The 19,748-nt window shown below is 65.9% G+C and carries 21 protein-coding genes; 10 read left to right on the top strand and 11 right to left on the bottom strand.

What is annotated here, in order from left to right; genetic code table 11:
* The first annotated feature begins 228 nt into the window (after positions 1-228).
* Both HCA61_RS10105 and radA read left to right on the top strand, forming a co-directional pair.
* Positions 229-858 (top strand): hypothetical protein, encoded by a 630-nt coding sequence (locus tag HCA61_RS10105; protein WP_169688068.1) that lies wholly within the window; start codon positions 229-231, stop codon positions 856-858.
* 97 nt (positions 859-955) lie between these two features.
* Complete coding sequence (radA, locus tag HCA61_RS10100; RefSeq protein WP_169688067.1) at positions 956-2,344, top strand: DNA repair protein RadA; 1,389 nt, start codon at positions 956-958, stop codon at positions 2,342-2,344.
* Positions 2,345-2,363: 19 nt separating this feature from the next.
* Here the strand turns inward: radA and HCA61_RS10095 are convergent, their stop codons facing one another.
* The gene (locus tag HCA61_RS10095) at positions 2,364-3,158 is read right to left on the bottom strand and encodes a crotonase/enoyl-CoA hydratase family protein (RefSeq protein WP_169688066.1); all 795 of its coding nucleotides are present in this window, start codon (positions 3,156-3,158) and stop codon (positions 2,364-2,366) included.
* A gap of 68 nt (positions 3,159-3,226) precedes the next feature.
* Between HCA61_RS10095 and dinB the strand changes: the two genes are divergently transcribed.
* Complete coding sequence (dinB, locus tag HCA61_RS10090) at positions 3,227-4,474, top strand: DNA polymerase IV (protein ID WP_169688065.1); 1,248 nt, start codon at positions 3,227-3,229, stop codon at positions 4,472-4,474.
* A gap of 8 nt (positions 4,475-4,482) precedes the next feature.
* On the opposite strand, the gene HCA61_RS10085 is transcribed toward dinB, so the two are convergent.
* Entirely contained in the window at positions 4,483-5,043 is a 561-nt protein-coding gene (locus tag HCA61_RS10085; protein WP_169688064.1) for a PaaI family thioesterase, read from the bottom strand.
* A gap of 94 nt (positions 5,044-5,137) precedes the next feature.
* On the opposite strand from HCA61_RS10085, the gene disA reads away from it, so the two are divergent.
* On the top strand, positions 5,138-6,220 hold the full coding sequence (disA, locus tag HCA61_RS10080; RefSeq protein WP_169688063.1) for a DNA integrity scanning diadenylate cyclase DisA: 1,083 nt from the start codon (positions 5,138-5,140) through the stop codon (positions 6,218-6,220).
* 19 nt (positions 6,221-6,239) lie between these two features.
* Here the strand turns inward: disA and HCA61_RS10075 are convergent, their stop codons facing one another.
* On the bottom strand, positions 6,240-7,010 hold the full coding sequence (locus tag HCA61_RS10075) for a hypothetical protein (RefSeq protein WP_169688062.1): 771 nt from the start codon (positions 7,008-7,010) through the stop codon (positions 6,240-6,242).
* Positions 7,011-7,067: 57 nt separating this feature from the next.
* Complete coding sequence (locus tag HCA61_RS10070; RefSeq protein WP_169688061.1) at positions 7,068-7,694, bottom strand: carbonic anhydrase; 627 nt, start codon at positions 7,692-7,694, stop codon at positions 7,068-7,070.
* 95 nt (positions 7,695-7,789) lie between these two features.
* On the opposite strand from HCA61_RS10070, the gene HCA61_RS10065 reads away from it, so the two are divergent.
* Positions 7,790-8,671: an A/G-specific adenine glycosylase gene (locus tag HCA61_RS10065; protein ID WP_169688060.1), complete on the top strand. Its 882-nt coding sequence runs from the start codon at positions 7,790-7,792 to the stop codon at positions 8,669-8,671.
* On the opposite strand, the gene HCA61_RS10060 is transcribed toward HCA61_RS10065, so the two are convergent.
* A complete protein-coding gene (locus tag HCA61_RS10060) occupies positions 8,668-9,405 on the bottom strand; it encodes an alpha/beta hydrolase (RefSeq protein WP_169688059.1) in 738 nt (245 codons plus the stop codon). The genes HCA61_RS10065 and HCA61_RS10060 overlap by 4 nt on opposite strands.
* 33 nt (positions 9,406-9,438) lie before the next feature.
* Here HCA61_RS10060 and HCA61_RS10055 point away from each other — a divergent pair, with 33 nt between their 5' ends.
* Both HCA61_RS10055 and HCA61_RS10050 read left to right on the top strand, forming a co-directional pair.
* On the top strand, positions 9,439-9,744 hold the full coding sequence (locus HCA61_RS10055) for an antibiotic biosynthesis monooxygenase (RefSeq protein ID WP_054713867.1): 306 nt from the start codon (positions 9,439-9,441) through the stop codon (positions 9,742-9,744).
* Complete coding sequence (locus HCA61_RS10050) at positions 9,744-10,295, top strand: DUF1990 domain-containing protein (protein ID WP_169688058.1); 552 nt, start codon at positions 9,744-9,746, stop codon at positions 10,293-10,295. Before HCA61_RS10055 ends, HCA61_RS10050 begins: the two co-directional genes overlap by 1 nt.
* Here the strand turns inward: HCA61_RS10050 and HCA61_RS10045 are convergent.
* On the bottom strand, positions 10,286-10,687 hold the full coding sequence (locus HCA61_RS10045; protein ID WP_169688057.1) for a nuclear transport factor 2 family protein: 402 nt from the start codon (positions 10,685-10,687) through the stop codon (positions 10,286-10,288). The two genes, HCA61_RS10050 and HCA61_RS10045, sit on opposite strands and share 10 nt — an antisense overlap.
* Before the next feature lie 77 nt (positions 10,688-10,764).
* On the opposite strand from HCA61_RS10045, the gene HCA61_RS10040 reads away from it, so the two are divergent.
* Complete coding sequence (locus HCA61_RS10040) at positions 10,765-11,640, top strand: helix-turn-helix transcriptional regulator (protein ID WP_240959126.1); 876 nt, start codon at positions 10,765-10,767, stop codon at positions 11,638-11,640.
* A 7-nt stretch (positions 11,641-11,647) separates the two neighbouring features.
* On the opposite strand, the gene HCA61_RS10035 is transcribed toward HCA61_RS10040, so the two are convergent.
* The 4 genes from HCA61_RS10035 to HCA61_RS10020 form a co-directional block, all read right to left on the bottom strand.
* Positions 11,648-12,382, bottom strand: a complete 735-nt coding sequence (locus HCA61_RS10035; RefSeq protein WP_169688056.1) for a DsbA family oxidoreductase — start codon at positions 12,380-12,382, stop codon at positions 11,648-11,650.
* A 133-nt stretch (positions 12,383-12,515) separates the two neighbouring features.
* Positions 12,516-12,956, bottom strand: coding sequence for an OsmC family peroxiredoxin (locus HCA61_RS10030; protein ID WP_169688055.1), 441 nt, complete (start codon positions 12,954-12,956; stop codon positions 12,516-12,518).
* 109 nt (positions 12,957-13,065) lie between these two features.
* Positions 13,066-14,013 (bottom strand): YafY family protein, encoded by a 948-nt coding sequence (locus HCA61_RS10025; RefSeq protein ID WP_169688054.1) that lies wholly within the window; start codon positions 14,011-14,013, stop codon positions 13,066-13,068.
* Between the two features lie 54 nt (positions 14,014-14,067).
* Positions 14,068-14,898 carry a helix-turn-helix transcriptional regulator gene (locus HCA61_RS10020; protein WP_169688053.1) on the bottom strand — a complete coding sequence of 277 codons (831 nt, stop codon included), beginning with the start codon at positions 14,896-14,898 and terminating at the stop codon, positions 14,068-14,070.
* A 59-nt stretch (positions 14,899-14,957) separates the two neighbouring features.
* Between HCA61_RS10020 and HCA61_RS10015 the strand changes: the two genes are divergently transcribed.
* Both HCA61_RS10015 and HCA61_RS10010 read left to right on the top strand, forming a co-directional pair.
* Complete coding sequence (locus tag HCA61_RS10015) at positions 14,958-16,229, top strand: amidohydrolase family protein (protein WP_169688052.1); 1,272 nt, start codon at positions 14,958-14,960, stop codon at positions 16,227-16,229.
* Positions 16,230-16,294: 65 nt separating this feature from the next.
* The gene (locus HCA61_RS10010) at positions 16,295-16,888 is read left to right on the top strand and encodes a TIGR03086 family metal-binding protein (RefSeq protein WP_169688051.1); all 594 of its coding nucleotides are present in this window, start codon (positions 16,295-16,297) and stop codon (positions 16,886-16,888) included.
* Between the two features lie 85 nt (positions 16,889-16,973).
* Here HCA61_RS10010 and HCA61_RS10005 read toward each other — a convergent pair whose 3' ends face one another.
* The gene (locus HCA61_RS10005; RefSeq protein ID WP_169688050.1) at positions 16,974-19,517 is read right to left on the bottom strand and encodes an ATP-dependent Clp protease ATP-binding subunit; all 2,544 of its coding nucleotides are present in this window, start codon (positions 19,515-19,517) and stop codon (positions 16,974-16,976) included.
* Positions 19,518-19,748 lie beyond the last annotated feature (231 nt).

Below are 19,748 nucleotides of genomic sequence, written 5' to 3'. Positions count from 1 at the left end.
ATCGGCCTCTCATCAACGGCGCAGGTCAGGGGCACCGACACGTGGGCGTAGGGCTTGACAGGCAACCGGTTACGTGCATCCGGTGACGTGCGACACACCCACCGCGACAGGGCGTTATGCCCCGTTGTGGTGCACAAAATGGCAATATCGATGACCCGACGCGCACTCCATGCGGGACAACTACTACTCTGCCTAGTGGATTGCGAGCCTTACCCGAGTGGAGGAAAAGTGACTGCTCTCAACACGTCGACTCGTCGAGTCGCGACCGCTGTCGCCCTGGCCGCGGGTGCGACGCTGGCGTTGTCCGCGTGCGGCGCCGGTCAGATCACCCAGACCTCCGACCAGGTGGCTGCGATCAACGGCACCAACACGGACGCGGGCAGCCTTGCACTGCGCAACGTGCACATCATCTACCCGGATTCCGAGGAGTACAGCATCGAGCCGGGGGGAACCGCTCTGCTCGGCTTCACCATCGCGAATCTCGACGGCTACCGGGACGACGTCCTCACGGGCATCGAGACCGAGTACGCGGGCTCGGTGACCGGCGCGGACAACATCACGATCCCCGCTCAAGGCTCGGTCATCGCCGGTGTTTCCCCGGAGACCACCGATCTTCTCGAGTCCGTCGACGAATCACCGCAGCCGACCTCGCCGGAGGACACCCCCGTGGTGCCCGCGACGGTCGAGACCATCGAACTCGTCGACCTGAAGGAAGGTGTCCGGCCCGGCCTGACCATCCCCTTCACCTTCTCCTTCGAGGAAGCTGGCGACGTGACCCTGTCCGTACCGGTCGATGCAGGCCCGGTTCTCGATCGCCACGAGTCGGAGATGTCGCCGATCATCGGCGAAGCGCACTGACCCAGCGCGACCGGCAAGACCCTTCCGGAAGGTTCGGACGAGCATTCTCGTCCGGACCTTCCGGCGTTCTGTCACCACGTTCGCATATCCTCCGGCAGTGGCCAGATCCAAAACGATGTACCGCTGCTCCGACTGCTCGCACACCGTCGCCAAGTGGGTCGGACGCTGCCCCGAATGCGGAACGTGGGGCTCGCTGGACGAGGCACCGGTGCAGCCGACAGCTGTCGCATCGCGACCGGGCACCTCGCTCGCGCGTGCGGGCGCCGCGGCAGTCCTCCCCACCACCCCCGCCACTCCTTTGACCCGGATCGACGGGAAGGAAACCGCGGCCAAGACCACCGGAATCTCCGAACTCGACCGGGTTCTCGGCGGGGGGATCGTGCCCGGCTCCGTCGTCCTGCTCGCGGGTGAACCCGGCGTCGGCAAGTCGACACTGCTCCTCGAGGTCGTCCACCGCTGGGCTCAGCGCAGCGCCGACGACAGGTCGCTGTACGTGACGGGCGAGGAATCCGCCGGACAGGTTCGGCTCCGCGCCGACCGCACCGGGTCTGTCCACGAGCGGGTCTACCTCGCTGCCGAGTCCGATCTGGCGACGATCTTCGGCCACGTCGAACAGGTCAAGCCGACATTGCTCGTCGTCGACTCGGTGCAGACGATGCTCGCCGCCGATGTCGACGGAGTGTCCGGCGGTGTCACTCAGGTCAAGGCCGTCACGAGCGCCCTGACCTCGCTCGCGAAGGCGAGCGGTATCCCGGTGTTGCTGATCGGTCACGTCACCAAGGACGGCGCAGTAGCGGGTCCACGCTCGCTCGAGCATCTCGTCGACGTCGTACTGCACTTCGAAGGCGACAAACATTCGACGCTGCGTATGGTCCGCGGGGTCAAGAACCGGTTCGGTGCAGCCGAGGAAGTGGGCTGCTTCGAACTCACCGAAGGCGGCATTGTCGAGGTGAGTGACCCGTCGGGACTGTTCCTGCAGCACCGGAACGAGGAGGTGTCGGGGACGGCGGTCACCGTCACGATGGACGGCAAACGCCCACTGCTCGGCGAAGTTCAAGCGCTTGTCGTCCACACCCAGAATCCGTCACCGCGGCGCGCGGTGAGCGGCCTGGATTCGGCGCGCGTCGCGATGGTGCTCGCCGTACTCGAACGGCGCTGCAACGTCCGCAATCTCGGAAAATGCGACGTATACGCCTCGACGGTCGGCGGCATGCGGATCACCGATCCGTCCGCCGACCTCGCGCTGGCGCTCGCCATCGTCTCAGCGGTGCGAGATCAACCGGTCCCGCCCGGCACCGTGCTGCTCGGCGAGGTCGGGCTCGCAGGCGAAGTCCGGCGCGTGGCCGGAGCAGGCCGACGGCTCACCGAAGCACACCGGCTCGGGTTCACCCGCGCAGTGGTGCCCCGCAACACCGACGGCGCGCCTTCCGGCATGAAGGTCCGCGAGGTGACCAACCTCGGGCAGGCGCTCATGAACATCGGCTGACGCCCGCTTCGAAACACGGCTAGCGGAAGGCGCCGTGTCTTCCTTCTCCCGACGTGAACCGTGAAGCGCCTGCGATGCCCTCCCGCTCGACGATCGGCACACCGTGGGCGCCTTCGGCCCGCAACGCGGTGTCGAGTGGAAGCTCGAACGAGCGGTAGACCGACGCCCGGTCCACCGACATACATTCCTGCGGAAACGTTGCCAGTTGCCGCGCGATCTCCTGCGCTACAGCGAGTGACGTACCCTCGTCGACGACCCGGTTGGCGAGGCCGAACGACAGGGCCTCGGCCGCATCCACCGCGCGGCCGGTGAGGATCATGTCGAGCGCTCTTCCCTGCCCGATGATCCGCGGCAGTCGCACCGTGCCGCCGTCGATGAGCGGTACACCCCAGCGGCGGCAGAACACCCCGAAGACTGCGTCGGATTCGCACACCCGCAGGTCTGCGAGCAGTGCGAGTTCCAGTCCACCTGCGACCGCGTATCCACTCACCGCCGCGATCAGTGGTTTGGACAGCGCCATCCGGGAGGGGCCCATCGGCCCCGTGCCGCCGCCCTGCGGGTCGAGTTCGTGACGTCGCTGCACATCACCCACGGCAGTGAGGTCGGCGCCTGCACAGAAATGGCCACCCGCACCCCAGAGCACCGCGACACGTTGGTCCTCGTCGGCGTCGAATGTCTCGATGGCCTCGCGGAGCTGCGCGGCCATCGGCCCGTCCACGGCGTTTCTGCGGTCTGGGCGGTTGAGCACGATCGTGGTGACGGCACCGTCGCGTTCGAGGACGACATCGGGGACTCCACGGTCGCGGGCAGACATGGATCGTTTCTAACACCGTCCGGCCGGCAATTCTGCCGTATCGGGTTGTCGGACTCGCATGCGAACATATGTTCGTGTCCGCCCGTGCAACGATCCTCCACGCCGACCTCGACGCGTTCTACGCGTCGGTCGAGCAACGCGACGACCCGTGGCTTCGAGGAAAACCAGTGGTGGTCGGCGGTGGGGTCGTCCTCGCCGCGAGCTACGAGGCGAAAGCCTACGGAATCAAGACACCCATGCCTGGCCGTGCAGCGCGCGCTCTGTGCCCGCACGTGATCTCGATACCGCCGCGCATGGACGCGTACTCACAGGCGTCGCGGGAGGTGTTCGCGATCTTCGATCGGGTCTCCCCCGTCGTCGAAGGGGTCTCCATCGACGAGGCCTTCCTCGACGTGTCGGGGCTGCGCCGCATCTCGGGTGAGCCGTCCGACATCGCGGCACACCTGCGCGCGACGGTCATGGCCGAGGTCGGCCTGCCGATCACCGTAGGTGTGGCCCGGACGAAGTTCCTCGCGAAGGTCGCGAGTGGCGTCGCGAAACCGGACGGGCTGCTCGTCGTCCCACCCGAAGGGGAACTCGACTTCCTCCACCCCTTGCCCGTCGAACGACTGTGGGGCGTCGGCAAGGTCACCGCCGCGACTCTGCATGCGCACGGACTTCGATCGGTCGCCGATATTGCGAACGAATCCGAGTCCGACCTCATCTCGCTGCTCGGCCGGGCAACAGGCCGCCACCTGTACGCGCTCGCGACCGGGCACGACCCACGGCCGGTTCACCGTCGACGCCGGCGTTCGATGGGCGCCCAGCACGCACTCGGCCGAGGAGCCCACAGCATCGAGTCGGTCGACGCCACACTGCAGCTACTCGTCGACAAGGTTGCCGCCCGGATGCGCCGCGCCCATCGGATCGGCCGCACAGTGGTGCTCGGACTCCGCTTCGCCGATTACACGCGGGCCACGCGGTCGCGCACGCTCGGCGTCCCCACCGCGCGCACCGACGTCCTCAGCAACACCGCACGTGCCCTGCTCGAATCAGCGCGGCCGCTCATCGCCGACCGCGGGCTCACCCTGATCGGTGTCGCGGTGACGAACTTGGACGGCGAGGGCATCGAACAGCTCGAGCTTCCCTTCGACGAACCGGTGCCGTCGGCCGATCCGGGCTCGAACGAGACCACCGCGACACATCGCCCGATCGACCGGCACGCCCTCGACACGGTCCTCGACCACGTCCACTGCCGGTTCGGAGCCGGGGCACTGACGTCCGCGACACTGCTCGGCCGCGACCACAGCGAGGGCGTACCGATGCTCCCCGATTGAGAAACGCCTCAGATCGACGAGATGTCGTCGGCCCCGGGCAAACCGTCGACGAAATCCTTCCCCTTGTCGAAATGTTCGTGGCCGACGATCACGAACAATCCGTGCGAGCTCCCCACGATCACGTCGGGATCGGCGAGCGGGCCATCGACGATGCGCACCTCGGCGCTCGTGTACACCTTGCGACGCACCGTCCCGTCGACTCGGGCGGTGAATTCGAGGACCGCCCCCAGCGGGATGGGGCGCTTGAAATCGGTCCCCATGTGCCCGGTGACCACAGGCTTTCGGAACACAGCGTTACATGCGAAACCCTGGACTTCGTCGAACGCGGTCATGAGGATGCCTCCGTGAATGAACCCCGGCCCGCCCTGGAAGCGGGTGGCCACCTCGAATCGGCCCTTCACGGACAGCCCCTCGCCGATCGTGCACTGCAGCGCGAGCCCGGTCGGCTGATCGTCACCGCAACCGAGGCACCTGGACCAGTGCTGCGGTATCGGCGCCCCCGGACCGGGATGATCCTCGCGAAGATCAGGAACGACGAGGTCATCGGGCAAGGTCCAGAGACTACTCATGAGCAAGTAATGTAGTTGCGCGCTCGCCAACGACTTTTCCGTGGCCTGCACAAATGTGACGAGAAACGCACGCGCAGCCAGGAGGACTTCGCACATGACCGAGTCGGCCGACGCTGCGACGTTGAACGAGACAATCGCGCGTCTGGCACCCGGTACAGCTCTGCGAGACGGCCTCGAACGCATCCTGCGAGGCCGCACAGGCGGCCTGATCGTGCTCGGCTTCGACGAGCACGTCGCATCGATCTGTGACGGCGGCTTCGAACTCGATGTCGAATTCGCACCTACCCGGTTGCGCGAGTTGTCGAAGATGGACGGCGCGGTCGTGGTGTCCACCGACGGCAGCCGGATCGTGCGCGCCAACGTGCAGCTCGTGCCCGACCATCGCATCCCCACGGTCGAATCCGGTACCCGTCACCGCGCAGCCGAGCGCACCGCCATCGAGACCGGATACCCCGTGGTCTCGGTGAGTCAGTCGATGAGCATCGTGAGCGTGTACGTCGAAGGGCGCAGGCATGTCATCGACGATTCCGCGATGATTCTCTCCAGGGCCAACCAGGCCGTCGCGACGCTCGAGCGGTACAAGGCGCGTCTCGACGAAGTCACTCGCCAGCTCTCGGTGGTGGAAATCGAAGACATCGTGACATTGCGCGATGCGCTCACCGTCGCGCAGCGCCTCGAAATGATGCACCGCCTGTCCGTGGAGATCGAGCAGGATGTGCTCGAGCTCGGAACGGACGGGCGACAGCTCGCACTGCAACTCGAAGAGCTCGTCGGCGACAATCAACTCGCCAGGCAACTGCTCGTGCTGGACTACCTGGCGGGAACGGAGTCACCGTCGGTCCTCGATGTGGAGCAGGCGCTCGATGCGTTGGGAGAGCTGACCGATGTCGATCTGCTGGACCTGACGACACTCGCGCGGGCGTTCGGCTATCCGAGCACCATCGAAGCGCTCGACACCGCAATGAGCCCCCGCGGGTACCGCGTCCTCAATCGTGTTCCGAGGCTCAGGGCACGTCAGATCGACCGGCTGGTGGGTGCTTTCGGAACTCTGCAGGGTTTGCTCGCGGCGACCGCCGCGGACCTTCAGGCCGTCGAAGGGATCGGAGCACTGTGGGCTCGCTACATCCGTGAGGGTCTCTCACGCCTGGCCGAGGCGTCGATCAATCACTACGACTAGCACGTCACGGACCAGCACTTCACGCTGTCATGTTGAACGGCTCCGGCGTGCTGCGCAGACCACCGAGCTGCCCGACGACCGTGTATGCGCCCGGCTGGACCGGTTCCCGCGGCGTCGCGCACCCGGGTTCGGACGTCGTACCGGACCACCGCACCGAGAACGCGGCCTGATCGCCGGGACGGAGCGACCGCACGTCGGCGGTCGAATCGGGGAAACAGTCGGTGTTCGCCCACACCCGCTGGTTGCCGTCGAGGGTGTACACGAGGACCTGCTGCAGGCCCGCACCGAGATCACGCTCGCACGAAGACGTCCCGATATTGGTGATGACGATCGTGAACTCGGGTTCGGCTCCGACCTGATAATTCGGCTCGCCCGCCGTCACGCGCACTGCGAGCGATTGATCGGAACACTGCCCGGGTGCCGTCGACGCCGACACCGGCGTCGTGGGCGCGTCCGGATCCGCCTCATCCGATTCCGCACCACCCGACGGGGTGGACGACCCCGAGGACGCGTTCGAGGAATTCGAGCTTCCGGATCCGGCAGTGTCCGAGCCACTATCGTCCGAACCGGTCTCTGCACCGGCTTCGACACCGGATCCGTCCGGTGTGGTCGCGGTGGTCTCGGACATCGTGGTCCCGGAGGCCGCGGGTTCCGTTTCGGGATCATCGCCGCCGGTGAAGGCGAGAACCGCCCAGATGACCAAGGCCAGCACGACCACCGCGACGACGATCGCGAGAACACGGCGTCGCCAGTAGATCTCAGGAGGAAGTGGGCCGTTGGGTTCAAACACGCTTCACACGGTATGTGTCAGCTCGTGCGATGGCCACATGGTCGTCGGCGTGTCGCGTCAGTCCGAGGTCACACCGATATCGCCGATGTGGCCTTGCAGCTGTACGTGACCGTCGTCGAGCTTGTACGTCACACCCACAACAGCGCAGCGACCATCGGCGATACGGTCCGCGATGATCTGCGAGCGTTCGGTGAGCACCTTGCCCGTTTCCACGACGTGGCGCGCCTCGAGTTCGTCGACGGTGCCCAGCCCTTCTCGGCGCCCGAGGAGAATCGAGGGTGCGACCCGCTCGACGATGCTGCGGATGAAGCCCGACGGGACCTCGCCGCCGTCGAGTGCGGACAATGTCGCGCCGACAGCACCACAGCTGTCGTGTCCCAACACGACGATGAGAGGCACGTTGAGAATGTCGACCGCATACTCGATCGAGCCCAGCACGGAGCTGTCGATCACGTGACCCGCAGTTCGGACGACGAACATATCGCCGAGGCCCTGGTCGAAGATGATCTCGGCCGCGACGCGGGAGTCGCCACATCCGAAGAGCACTGCAGTGGGGTGCTGGCCGTTGACGAGTTCTGCTCGGCGGTCGATGCCCTGGCTGGGGTGCAGTGGGGTGTCACTGACGAAGCGCTGGTTACCTTCGGTCAGGGCTTTCCAGGCTGAGATGGGGTTCGAATTCGGCATATGCACAGTATTCACCCCCGGTGATTTCGACTTTCACGCGGGAATACTTTTACCTATGTAAACAACCGCCCAGAACGTTTCGAAAGGACGTGGGAATGCCGGTCGATGCTGGCGTATTGCTGCGCTGGTATGCAGCGCAGGCGCGGGATCTACCGTGGCGCCGCGAGGGCGTGACGGGATGGCAGATCCTCATGTCGGAGGTCATGTTGCAGCAGACTCCCGTCGTGCGGGTCGCGCCGATCTGGGAGGAGTGGGTCCGGCGCTGGCCGGTCCCGTCGGCGATGGCCGCATCGAGTCAGGCCGAGGTGCTGCGAGCCTGGGGCAAGCTCGGTTATCCGCGTCGGGCGTTGCGCTTGCACGAGTGCGCCGGGGTCCTCGCCGCCGAGCACGACGACCGGGTCCCCGAGGATGTCGACGTCCTGCTGTCGCTGCCGGGGATCGGCGCGTACACGGCGCGAGCAGTCGCGTGTTTCGCATACGGGCAGCGCGTTCCCGTGGTGGACACCAATGTGCGCCGCGTCGTCGCGCGCGCCGTCCACGGCAAGGCGGAGCCCGGGAACCCTTCCACGCGAAGGGACCTCGCAGACGTCGAGATTCTGCTGCCGCGCACCCGCGCGCGGGCCGCGACGTTCTCTGCTGCCCTGATGGAGCTCGGCGCGACGGTGTGCACAGCGCGGAACCCTGACTGTGATCGATGCCCGCTCCCCGAATGCGCGTGGGTCCAGGCCGGTCGTCCGGCTCACGACGGCCCGGCCCGGCGCGTGCAGAAGTTCGCCGGTACCGACCGTCAAGTGCGCGGAAAACTGATGGCAGTCCTCCGCGACAGCGACACTCCGGTGGAGCGTCCGGCACTGGATCAGGTGTGGCTCACAGACCCCGGGCAGCGCGATCGGGCCCTGCATTCGTTGCTCCTCGACGGACTTGTCGAACAGACCGACGACGGACGCTTCGCTCTCGCCGGAGAAGGCACGCGCTAGTCGAACGTAGTCAAAAACTGCTCGACCGCCGCGCGATACTCGTCGGGCTTGTCGTCGTGGACCAGGTGCCCGGCACCGGCGATACGGACGTACTCGGTGCCGGGTCGGCTACTCATCTTTCGCATCTGCCCTTCGGGGGTGATGGTGAACTCGCCCTCGATGAGCAGGGCGGGGACACGAATCGAGTGCCATTCGTCCCAGAAGGCGCGGATGCCCCATTCCTCCGAGATATCCCGGAACGTCGCGACCTCACCGTGCAGGTACCAGCCGTCGTCGCGGTGGTCGAACGAATCGAGAAAGTACTGTCCGGCGACCGGGCCGAAGAAGTCGACCACCGCCTGCTCGGTGGGGAACGGCTGCGGCCACTGCTCGATCATCGCGGCCCAGTTCGCTGCCGTACGTCCCCGGAAGTCCGGGGCCATGTCCTCGAGCACCAGTGCCGCCACACGGTCGGGATGCGCGGCGGCGAGGCACCACGCATGCAGCGCGCCCATCGAATGCCCGATGACGACGAGCGGCTCGTCGAACGCGTCGAGATGGGATGCCAGGTCCTCAACGAAGGCACCGGTGGTGAGCTCTGCCGGCGCGGGGCGTCCGTGCCCCGCCGCATCGAACGTGTGGACGTGGCCGTGCTCGCGTAGCCACGGCACGTGAGTACGCCACGTGCGCGCGCTCCCCATCAATCCGTGCAACAGCAGGATCGGACGTCCCTTACCACCCTCGTCGTGCAACACAATCGCCCAAGGTAGCGGAGTAGGCTCGCGCGCATGGCAGTCGTGAAGATCAACGCAATCGAAATCCCCGAGGGCGCAGGCCCCGAGCTGGAGAAGCGGTTCGCCAATCGCGCGCACACCGTCGACAATTCCAAGGGCTTCCTCGGATTCCAGCTCCTCCGCCCGACTGCGGGCGAGACCCGCTACTTCGTCGTCACCCAGTGGGAGACCGAGGAGGACTTCGCTGCATGGCGTGACGGCGACGCTCGAGCCGCGCACGCGGGCGAGGCCAAGAAGCCCGTTGCGTCGGGCGCATCGCTGCTCGAGTTCGAAGTCGTCCTCGACGTCAAGAAGTCCTGATGTCCGTGCCCGGCGGATCCGGGCGCGAGTTCAACTATCCCGATGTGGGCGCCGGCCGGGAAGATGTCTTCCCGGCCGGCTACCGGTCGTTGGCGATGGTGCGTGAACTGGGCACCGGCGACCGGATTTTCGATGCCGCATCCCGCCGGCTGTTCGGCTGGCAGATGCACCGCGCCGCCGGTATCCGGGTGGCGCAAGGCACCCCGCATCCCACTCCCGGACTCGACATACGCCTCGAATGGGGCATCGGGCCCATCCGTGCGACAGCGTGGTGCCGGGTGGTCGACGTCATCGACGAGCCCGGTCGTCGCGGTTTCTCGTACGGCACGTTGACCGGGCATCCAGAGAGCGGCGAGGAGACTTTCCTCGTCGAACGTGGCATCGACGGCAACGTCACTGCTCGGATCACTGCGTTCTCCCGCCCTGCACGCTGGTACACCCGGCTCGCGGGCCCGCTCGGTCGCCTGGTGCAACGCCGTATCACGCAGCGCTATCTCGACGGGATCGCCGACGATCAGTGTCTCGACGGGATCGCCGACGATCAGTGGTGAGCGTGCGGATCGAAACCGTCCGGAGGGCGGTCCAGAAACGCCGTCACACCGCGTACCCGGCCCCGGTCGTCCACGACGAGAATGTCGGTTCCTGTCGCGAACGGGTCCGCATCGGGGGTGATCAGCTCCCAGATCACCCGCGCCCGATCGTGATGGACATCGGGCTCACCGCGAAGTCTGTATTCGTAGCCCCTCATGTGTTCACCGAATTGCTTCCGGAAGTCGACGAGCGCGGCCGGACCGCCGAGTACCCCCACTGGTGCGCAGTATTCGACGTCGTCGGACCACGTGTCGCGGGTGAGCGATTCGTCGTCGCCGGAATTCCAGAACCGCACGTACCGCTCGATCGCGGCCGCAACGTCGGTTCCTTCGAAGTTCGTCGTGTCGGTCATGTCATCCTCCTGTCGGAATCGTGGCCGCGAAGTACTGCGACCGAATCGAGCCTGATCCATCCGGAGGCCGCAAGTCGATGACGTCGGAGGTCATTGCTGCACCGCACGCGGTCGCGGATCGTGGAGACATGGCCGACCACCCCGCAACACGTACAGGCCCCGCCACACGTACAGGCCCCGCCACACGGACAGACGGTGTCGGACTGCTTCTGAAGTCGTGGCGTGAGCAACGCGGCCGCTCCCAACTCGAACTGTCGATCGCTGCAGACCTGTCGACCCGGCACCTCAGCTACGTCGAGACCGGTCGATCCGTCCCCGGCCGCGGTGTGATCGAACGATTGTCGGAAGAGCTCGGGATCCCGCTCCGAGAGCGCAATCGGCTGTACCTCGCGGCAGGTTACGCGCCTGCCCATCCCGAGCATCCGCTCGAGGATCTGGGGGCCGCGCGAGATGCGGTCGAGGCGGTCCTCAGGGGACACGAGCCGAATCCGGCGATGGCGGTGAACGCACGCTGGGAACTACTCGCGGCGAACGGACCTGCGAACGGCCTGCTCACGGGCATCGCGCCCCATCTACTCGAACCGCCCGCCAACATCCTTCGGGCGACGCTCCACCCAGAGGGCCTGGCGCCGGCGATCCGCAACTTCGTGCCGTGGCGAGCCCACGTCCTCCGGAGAGTCGAGCGCCAACTCTCGCACACCGCGATGCCGGAGCTCACGCAGTTGCGCGATGAACTCGCGGAGTATCCGGTTCCGGAAGGCCAGCGGGACGACGACACGGTGCCGAACGATCTCGCGATGCCTCTCGTGTTCGCCACGGCTCACGGCGATCTCGCCCTGCTCTATACGACGACGGTGTTCGGGTCCCCGCACGATGTGACACTCGACGAGATCGCGATCGAGACGTTCTTCCCCGCGGACGCCTCGACCGCAAGGATCCTCCGGTCGATGTGACCTACGTTCACACCTCGCAGCTGTCTCCCGCGCATCCGTCAGCGTCATCGGCAACCGGATCTACGACGGGCTCAGCACTGTCTGCGTCGGAAATCGCGCGTTCCAGCAATGCGAGAAACACGTCCTTCGTCTGAGCTCCCGACACCGCGACCGCGCGGTCGGCGACGAAGAACGGGACTCCGGTGACACCGAGCTTCCGGGCCTCCAGGAGGTCGGCGCGGACGGCATCGGCAGCAGCGTCGGACTCGAGATCGGTGCGGATCTCATCCGCATCCAGTCCCACCGACACGGCGATACGCACCAGCTCCTCACGATCGTCCACAACCTTGCCGTCGACGAAATGCGCACGGAACAGTGCCTCGAGCAGTTCGTCACGCTTGTCGCCGGCGAGGTGCACCAGACGGTGTGCGTCGAAGGTGTTCGCCGCGATCACCGTGTCGAATTCGATGTCCAGCCCGACCTGCGCAGCAGTGGCGGACACCTGGGCGAACATGTGCCGAACCTGTTCGGCGGGCATGCCCTTCATCTCGACCAGCGCCTCGATCTCGGGCTTCCTCAGGCCCGCGGGCGTCTCGGGTGCGAGCTGATACGACCGCCACGTCACCGTGACCCGGTCGCGCTGCGGGAAATCAGCGAGGGCTGCGGAAAATCGGCGCTTGCCGATGTAGCACCACGGGCAGGCAATATCCGACCAGATCTCGATTTGGGCGGCGGGAAGGGTTGTATCGGCAGGTACGTTCACGAGTCGAACAACGGCGAGGCTGCCGCGGATTGTTCCCGATCCGCGAAGCTCGACGTCGCGCGACTCCGGCTCCCCCTTCGAACGGACGTTGCACCGCCGCCGAGAGACGCCGATTCTCGGCAGCGGCGCAGGGTCAGGATTCGAGTGCCGCGTCGAGCGTGATCTCGACACCCGTCAGCGCGCGGCTCACCGGGCAGATCTCTTTCGCTGTCTGCGCGGCCTTCTCGAAGCCTGCGGCGTCGAGGCCGTCGACTTCACCTCGGACGGTCAGCTTGATTCCGGTGAGCCGGAACCCCACCTCGGGGTGCGGGCCGAGCGACACGTCGGCTTTGACCTCGAGACTCTGCGGGGTGCCCCCGGATTCGGCGATCACCGCGGACAACTGCATCGCAAAACACGTCGAGTGGGCCGCGGCGATCAGTTCTTCCGGGCTCGTCGCACCGTCGGCGTTCTCCGCCGATCGCTTCGGGAACGACACATCGAATGTCCCGCGTCCCGAGCTGGTCAGTTCGACCTGGCCCGACCCGTCCTCGAGTCCACCGTTCCATGCGGTCCGTGCACTCCGTGTCGGCATTGCTACTCCCTCCATCCGGCCCGATTCAAACACTCTGGCCCGAACCTACGCCGATTCGTGCGCCACAGTCTCCGGTTCTCGGACAATCGGCGGAAGCTTCACTGCCCGATCATCGGTGGCGAGCCGAAAGCTTCAGCGCCTGCATGCGGATCTCGTCGCGCAGCGCCTGCGGTGCCAGAAGTTCGGCGTCGTCACCGAGTTGCCACATCACCGCTCCTGCGTGGCCCGAACTCCCGAACTCGACCTCGGCGAGACACCACCGTTCGTCGTCCGCAGGGCGTTCGGCCACCGAGATCGCGACCGCAGCGAGTTCGTCTCGGCGACTCTCGCGCACCTTCACGGTCGCGGAGATGGTGGGCATACCCGCGCGGAATCGAGCCCGCCTGCGCTGCCAGATCTCGGCGAGATCGACATCGTCCGGTCGCTCGGCCTTGACGTCGAGCACTTTCACCTCATCGATACGCGAGAGCCGGTAGGTGCGTTCGTCGCCGCGGTGCAAGGCCACCAGGTACCACCGACCGGCGGCGCTGACGACACCGACCGGGTCGACGGTCCGCCACCCGGCGTCGCGGTCGCGCGGGCGATACCGGATCCGTAGGCGTACGCCGTCGAACACAGCTTGCTGCACCGCGCCGAGGTGGGGATCGACCGATGAATCCGTGATCCATCCGGAGCCGGTGACCAGAATCCGTTCCGATGCCCGGATGGCTGCCGTGCGCCCTGCTTCGGGCAACGCGTCGGTGACCTTCCGCATCGCGGCGGCGAACGCAGGCGCCATGCCGAGGGCCGCAGTATCGGTGGAAGCGCTCGCGGCGAGCAGCGCTGTCGCCTCGTCGATAGTCAACCCGGTGAGGTCGGTGGTGAAGCCGGGCAGCAACGCGAAGCCTCCGTCACGGCCGCGTTCCGCATACACCGGAATTCCGGCCGACGACAGCGCCTCGACGTCGCGCAGGACGGTCCGCACCGAGACTTCGAGTTCGCGGGCGATGGCCGGGGCGGTCATCCGGCCCCGATTTCTGAGCATCAACACCAGCGAGAGCAGCCGTTCAGCGCGCATCACCGAATCATGGCACCGAAACCCGACACGAAGTGTCGTGATTGCTTCTCTAGGTCAGGACCGTTCGATTGCGCTGCGGTGCCGGTACGACGACGGGGACTGTCCGCAGAAGTCGCTGAATGCCCGAGCGAACGAGCTTCCGTTGTCGAACCCGACGGCGCGGGCGGTTTCCTGCACCGATTGCTCGGGCGAGGCGAGGAGCGCCATCGCGCGCAACATCCGGGCCTGGAGCAGATAGGTGCGCCACGACATCCCCACGTGCTCGTCGAACAACCGGCGCAAGGTGCGATCCGATACCGACACCGCGCGGCCGACCTCGCCGATGGTGACGTCGTGGAGATTCGCCTTCGTGAACGCCATTGCCTCGTGCACGACGGGATGATCCGACATCGGAAGGCTGAGGAGCGCTTCGTCGGAGTCGATCGCGTCGAGGACGAGACCGCCCAGGGTCGCGAAGAAGCGCTCTGCCGCGGTGTCGTCGGACAATCTGCCGACGGGCCATCGCTGCGCGTAGATGATCATCTCCCGGATGAGCGGCGAGACGTCGAGGACAGCGGCGCGTTCACCGTGGAATCGCACCAGTTCCGGATCGAACATCACGGCGATCGAGCGGACCCTGGGGCTCATGGTCGCCTGGTGGCGCAGTCCCGCCGGTATCCACACCGCCTGCTGAGGTGGCAGCAGGTAGTGGGTGGTCGCGGTCTCCACTTCGACCACGCCACCGACGGCGTACTCGATCTGGTGCATATCGTGGCTGTGCCAGTCCGTCACGAGGCTCCCGCCCTCGTAGAGGTAACTTCCGGCGGTTATCGCCGCACTGCGACGCAGACTCTTGAGGTTGTCCGATCCTGCACGATGCATGGCCGATTGCGTAGAGACGGTCATGCCTATGAACGGTACAACAGGAGTAACCCCTATGTGATGAGCAGCACCCAGGAGTGAATATGCAACTCGACGACATGATTCTCGTGAGCATCGATGACCACGTGGTCGAACCACCCGACATGTTCGCCCGCCACGTTCCGGCCAAGTACCGGGACGAAGCACCCAAGGTCATCGTCACCGAGCAAGGTGTCGACCAGTGGGTCTACCAGGGAAAACCGACCGGGGTCAGCGGACTCAACGCGGTGGTCTCGTGGCCCGCAGAAGAATGGGGTCGCGATCCCGCGCGGTTCGCCGAGATGCGCCCCGGCGTGTACGACATCCACGAGCGCGTACGCGACATGGACCGCAACGGCATCGTCGGTTCCATGTGCTTTCCCACGTTCACCGGTTTCTCTGCACGCCACCTGAACCAGCACCAGGCCGAGGTGACCGTCGTGATGGTGCAGGCCTACAACGACTGGCACATCGACGAATGGTGCGGTGCCTACCCCGATCGGTTCCTGCCGCTCGCCCTCCTGCCCACGTGGAACGTGCCTGCGATGTGCGACGAGATCCGACGCGTCGCAGCCAAGGGCTGTCGCGCCGTAACCATGCCCGAACTCCCCCACCTCGAGGGACTTCCCAGCTACCACGACATCGACTACTGGGGCCCGGTGTTCCAGACCCTGTCCGACGAGGGCGTCGTGATGTGCCTGCATATCGGTTCGGGGTTCGGCGCGATCTCGATGGCGAAGGATGCGCCCATCGACAACCTGATCGTGCTCGCCACCCAGATCTCCGCCATCGCGGCGCAGGATCTCCTGTGGGGCCCGGCCATGCGTTCCTACCCGGACCTCAAGTTCGCCTTCTCCGAAGGCGGCATCGGCTGGATACCCTTCTTCCTCGACCGCTGCGACCGGCACTACACCAATCAACGCTGGCTCCGTCGCGACTTCGGCGGCAAACTTCCCAGCGAGGTCTTCAAGGAGCACTCGCTCGCCTGCTACGTCACCGACCCCACCGCACTCAAGCTGCGTCACGAAATCGGCATCGACATCATCGCGTGGGAGTGCGACTACCCCCACTCCGATTGCTTCTGGCCCGATGCGCCGGAGAAGGTACTCGGCGAGCTGGAGGCCGCGGGAGCGACCGACGCCGAGATCGACAAGATCACCTGGCAGAACTCCTGCCGTTTCTTCAACTGGGACCCGTTCGCGAAGATCAAGCGCGAGGACGCGACCGTCGGAGCGTTGCGGGCCACGGCGACCGACGTCGACACCTCGATCCGGTCCCGCGCCGAGTGGGCGAAGCTCTACGAAGCCAAACACAAGGATTCCGTGACCGCGGGATGATCTCCTCGGAATCGGTCCGGAATACATGACAGAGGGTGACGTGTTTCGGGCCCATGCTGGGTGTCATGACAACGACGCAGACAGACCCGCGCCCCCTGTTCCGTGACGCCCTCGACTGGGTGGCCGGACTCATCGACGGAGTCCGGCCCGCCCAGTTCACCGACCCCACCCCGTGCCCTGAATTCGACGTGCGTTCGCTCATCGGGCATCTCGTCTCCACCGTCGAGAAAGGTCGTCTCATCGGAGCATGCGGCGACCCTGCGACCGTGCCCGAAGTCGTCACCGAACCGGATGACAGATGGGTCTCCGCGCTGCGCACGAGCGCCGACCGCTACTGGGAGGTGTGGAACGACGACGCGATGCTCGACACGGAAGTCAGCGCTCCCTGGGGCACCTTTCCCGGGCGCGCCGCGGTCCTCATCGCGCTCAACGAAGCACTCGTGCACGGTTGGGACCTGGCGGCAGCAACAGGTCAACCGGCGGAGGCCGACCCGGCCCTGGCCGACGCAGCACTCGGCATCATGCAGCGTGCACTCCCCGAGACCCCGCGGGGAGGGCCTGTCCCATTCGGACCGGTGGTGGAACCCACTCCTGCCGCGGGAGCCACCGAACGCCTCGCCAACTGGTCCGGACGACCGACCGCCACGTGGAAGAACTGACGCCTGAACCAGCTGCCCAGCAATCTGCAACGCCGAGGGGCGGCACTCCATCCGGAGTGCCGCCCCTCGGCGTCTACGCGCGTTGTTACTGGGCTTCCGCTTCGCCCTCGCCGCTCTTCGCGAGCGCTACTGCCGGGGTGTCGGGCACCTCGGCCGGCTTCTCACTCGCCGCGAAGGTGAACCTCGCGTTCTCACCGGAACCTTCACCGTCCCAGCCCTCGACGTCGACCAGGACGATGTGGCCTGCGCCGATCTCGCCGAAGAGGATCTTCTCGGAGAGTTGATCCTCGATCTCGCGCTGGATGGTGCGACGCAGCGGGCGGGCACCGAGCACCGGATCGAATCCGCGCTTGGCCAGCAGAGACTTCGCCTTCTCGGTGAGTTCGATCCCCATGTCCTTGTTCTTGAGCTGGGTCTCGACACGACCGATCATCAGGTCGACCATCTCGATGATCTGTTCCTGCGTGAGCTGGTGGAACACGATGATGTCGTCGATACGGTTGAGGAACTCCGGGCGGAAGTGCTTCTTCAGCTCGTCGTTGACCTTGTTCTTCATCCGCTCGTAGTTCGACTGGTCTCCCTTGCCGGAGCTGAAGCCCAGGCCGACTGCCTTCGAGATGTCCGACGTACCGAGGTTCGACGTGAAGATCAGCACTGTGTTCTTGAAGTCCACCGTGCGGCCCTGACCGTCGGTCAGGCGACCGTCTTCGAGGACCTGCAGGAGTGTGTTGTAGATCTCCTGGTGTGCCTTCTCGATCTCGTCGAACAGCACAACGGAGAACGGCTTGCGGCGGACCTTCTCGGTGAGCTGGCCGCCCTCTTCGTATCCGACGTATCCGGGAGGCGCACCGAACAGGCGCGACGCGGTGAATCGGTCGTGGAACTCGCCCATGTCGATCTGGATGAGCGCGTCGTCCTCGCCGAACAGGAAGTTCGCGAGCGCCTTGGACAGCTCGGTCTTACCGACACCGGACGGACCGGCGAAGATGAACGAGCCGGACGGCCGCTTCGGATCCTTGAGGCCGGCACGCGTACGACGGATGGCCTTCGCGACCGCCTTGACGGCGTCCTCCTGGCCGATGATCCGCTTGTGCAGCTCTTCCTCCATACGGAGAAGACGGGTGGTCTCCTCCTCGGTGAGCTTGAACACGGGAATGCCGGTCCAGTTCGCGAGCACCTCGGCGATCTGCTCTTCGTCGACCTCAGCCACGACATCAAGATCGCCTGCACGCCACTGCTTCTCGCGCTCGGAGCGCTGTGCGACGAGCTGCTTCTCCTTGTCGCGCAGGCTCGCGGCCTTCTCGAAGTCCTGCGCGTCGATCGCCGATTCCTTCTCGCGGCGCGCATCGGCGATCTTGTCGTCGAACTCGCGCAGGTCCGGCGGCGCGGTCATCCGGCGGATGCGCATCCGGGCACCGGCCTCATCGATGAGGTCGATCGCCTTGTCCGGCAGGAAGCGGTCGTTGATGTAGCGGTCGGCGAGAGTCGCCGCAGCCACGAGCGCCTTGTCCGAGATCGACACACGGTGGTGCGCCTCGTAGCGGTCGCGCAGCCCCTTGAGGATCTCGATGGTGTGCTCGACCGTCGGCTCGCCGACCTGGACGGGCTGGAAGCGACGCTCGAGCGCCGCGTCCTTCTCGATGTACTTCCGGTACTCGTCGAGAGTGGTCGCGCCGATCGTCTGCAGTTCACCGCGAGCGAGCTTCGGCTTGAGGATCGACGCGGCGTCGATCGCGCCTTCTGCTGCACCCGCGCCGACGAGCGTATGCAGCTCGTCGATGAACAGGATGATGTCGCCGCGGCTGTTGATCTCCTTGAGGACCTTCTTGAGTCGTTCCTCGAAGTCGCCGCGGTACCGGCTGCCTGCGACGAGAGAACCCAGATCGAGCGTGTAGAGCTGCTTGTCCTTGAGGGTTTCCGGAACCTCGCCGTTGACGATCGCCTGAGCCAGGCCCTCGACCACGGCGGTCTTGCCGACGCCGGGCTCACCGATGAGCACCGGGTTGTTCTTGGTGCGGCGGGACAGCACCTGCATGACCCGCTCGATTTCCTTCGCACGACCGATGACCGGATCGAGCTTGCCTTCGAGAGCGGCCTGCGTGAGGTTCCGGCCGAACTGGTCGAGCACGAGCGACGTCGACGGGGTGCCGGCCTCGCCGCGGCTGGTGCCGGCCTCCTGCGGCTCCTTGCCCTGGTAACCCGAGAGCAGCTGGATGACCTGCTGGCGAACGCGGTTCAGGTCGGCGCCGAGCTTCACGAGCACCTGAGCTGCCACACCTTCGCCTTCACGGATGAGGCCCAGGAGGATGTGCTCGGTACCGATGTAGTTGTGACCGAGCTGCAGCGCCTCACGGAGGCTGAGCTCGAGCACCTTCTTGGCACGGGGAGTGAACGGAATGTGCCCGGACGGGGCCTGCTGTCCCTGGCCGATGATCTCCTCGACCTGACTGCGGACACCTTCCAGGGAGATCCCCAACGACTCGAGCGACTTCGCCGCCACGCCCTCACCCTCGTGGATGAGGCCCAGGAGGATGTGCTCCGTGCCGATGTAGTTGTGGTTGAGCATCCTGGCTTCTTCCTGAGCCAGGACAACGACGCGCCGCGCGCGATCGGTGAACCTTTCGAACATCGCACTCCCTCACACTCTCGGCCGACGGATCCGGTACGAGGTTGTCCCGGACCCCGGCAGCCGCTCTTCGCTCCGGCACTCGAGTCGTTCACATCGAACCAGCGAAGGTTCCACGATCCCACTCGACACTCTAGTTGGCGTGAATTCCACCCGCTTCCCCTCCACCCCGGAAGGTGGTAGCGGAAAACACGACTACAAGAGGTAACGCTGCACGTGACGCATACGTTTCCG

The organism is Rhodococcus sp. HNM0563, from assembly GCF_012726195.1.
In the GTDB taxonomy this organism is placed as follows: Bacteria; Actinomycetota; Actinomycetes; order Mycobacteriales; family Mycobacteriaceae; genus Rhodococcus.
The sequence above is the reverse complement of the archived record's forward strand: the minus strand, read 5'-3'. Positions and strand labels throughout refer to the sequence as shown.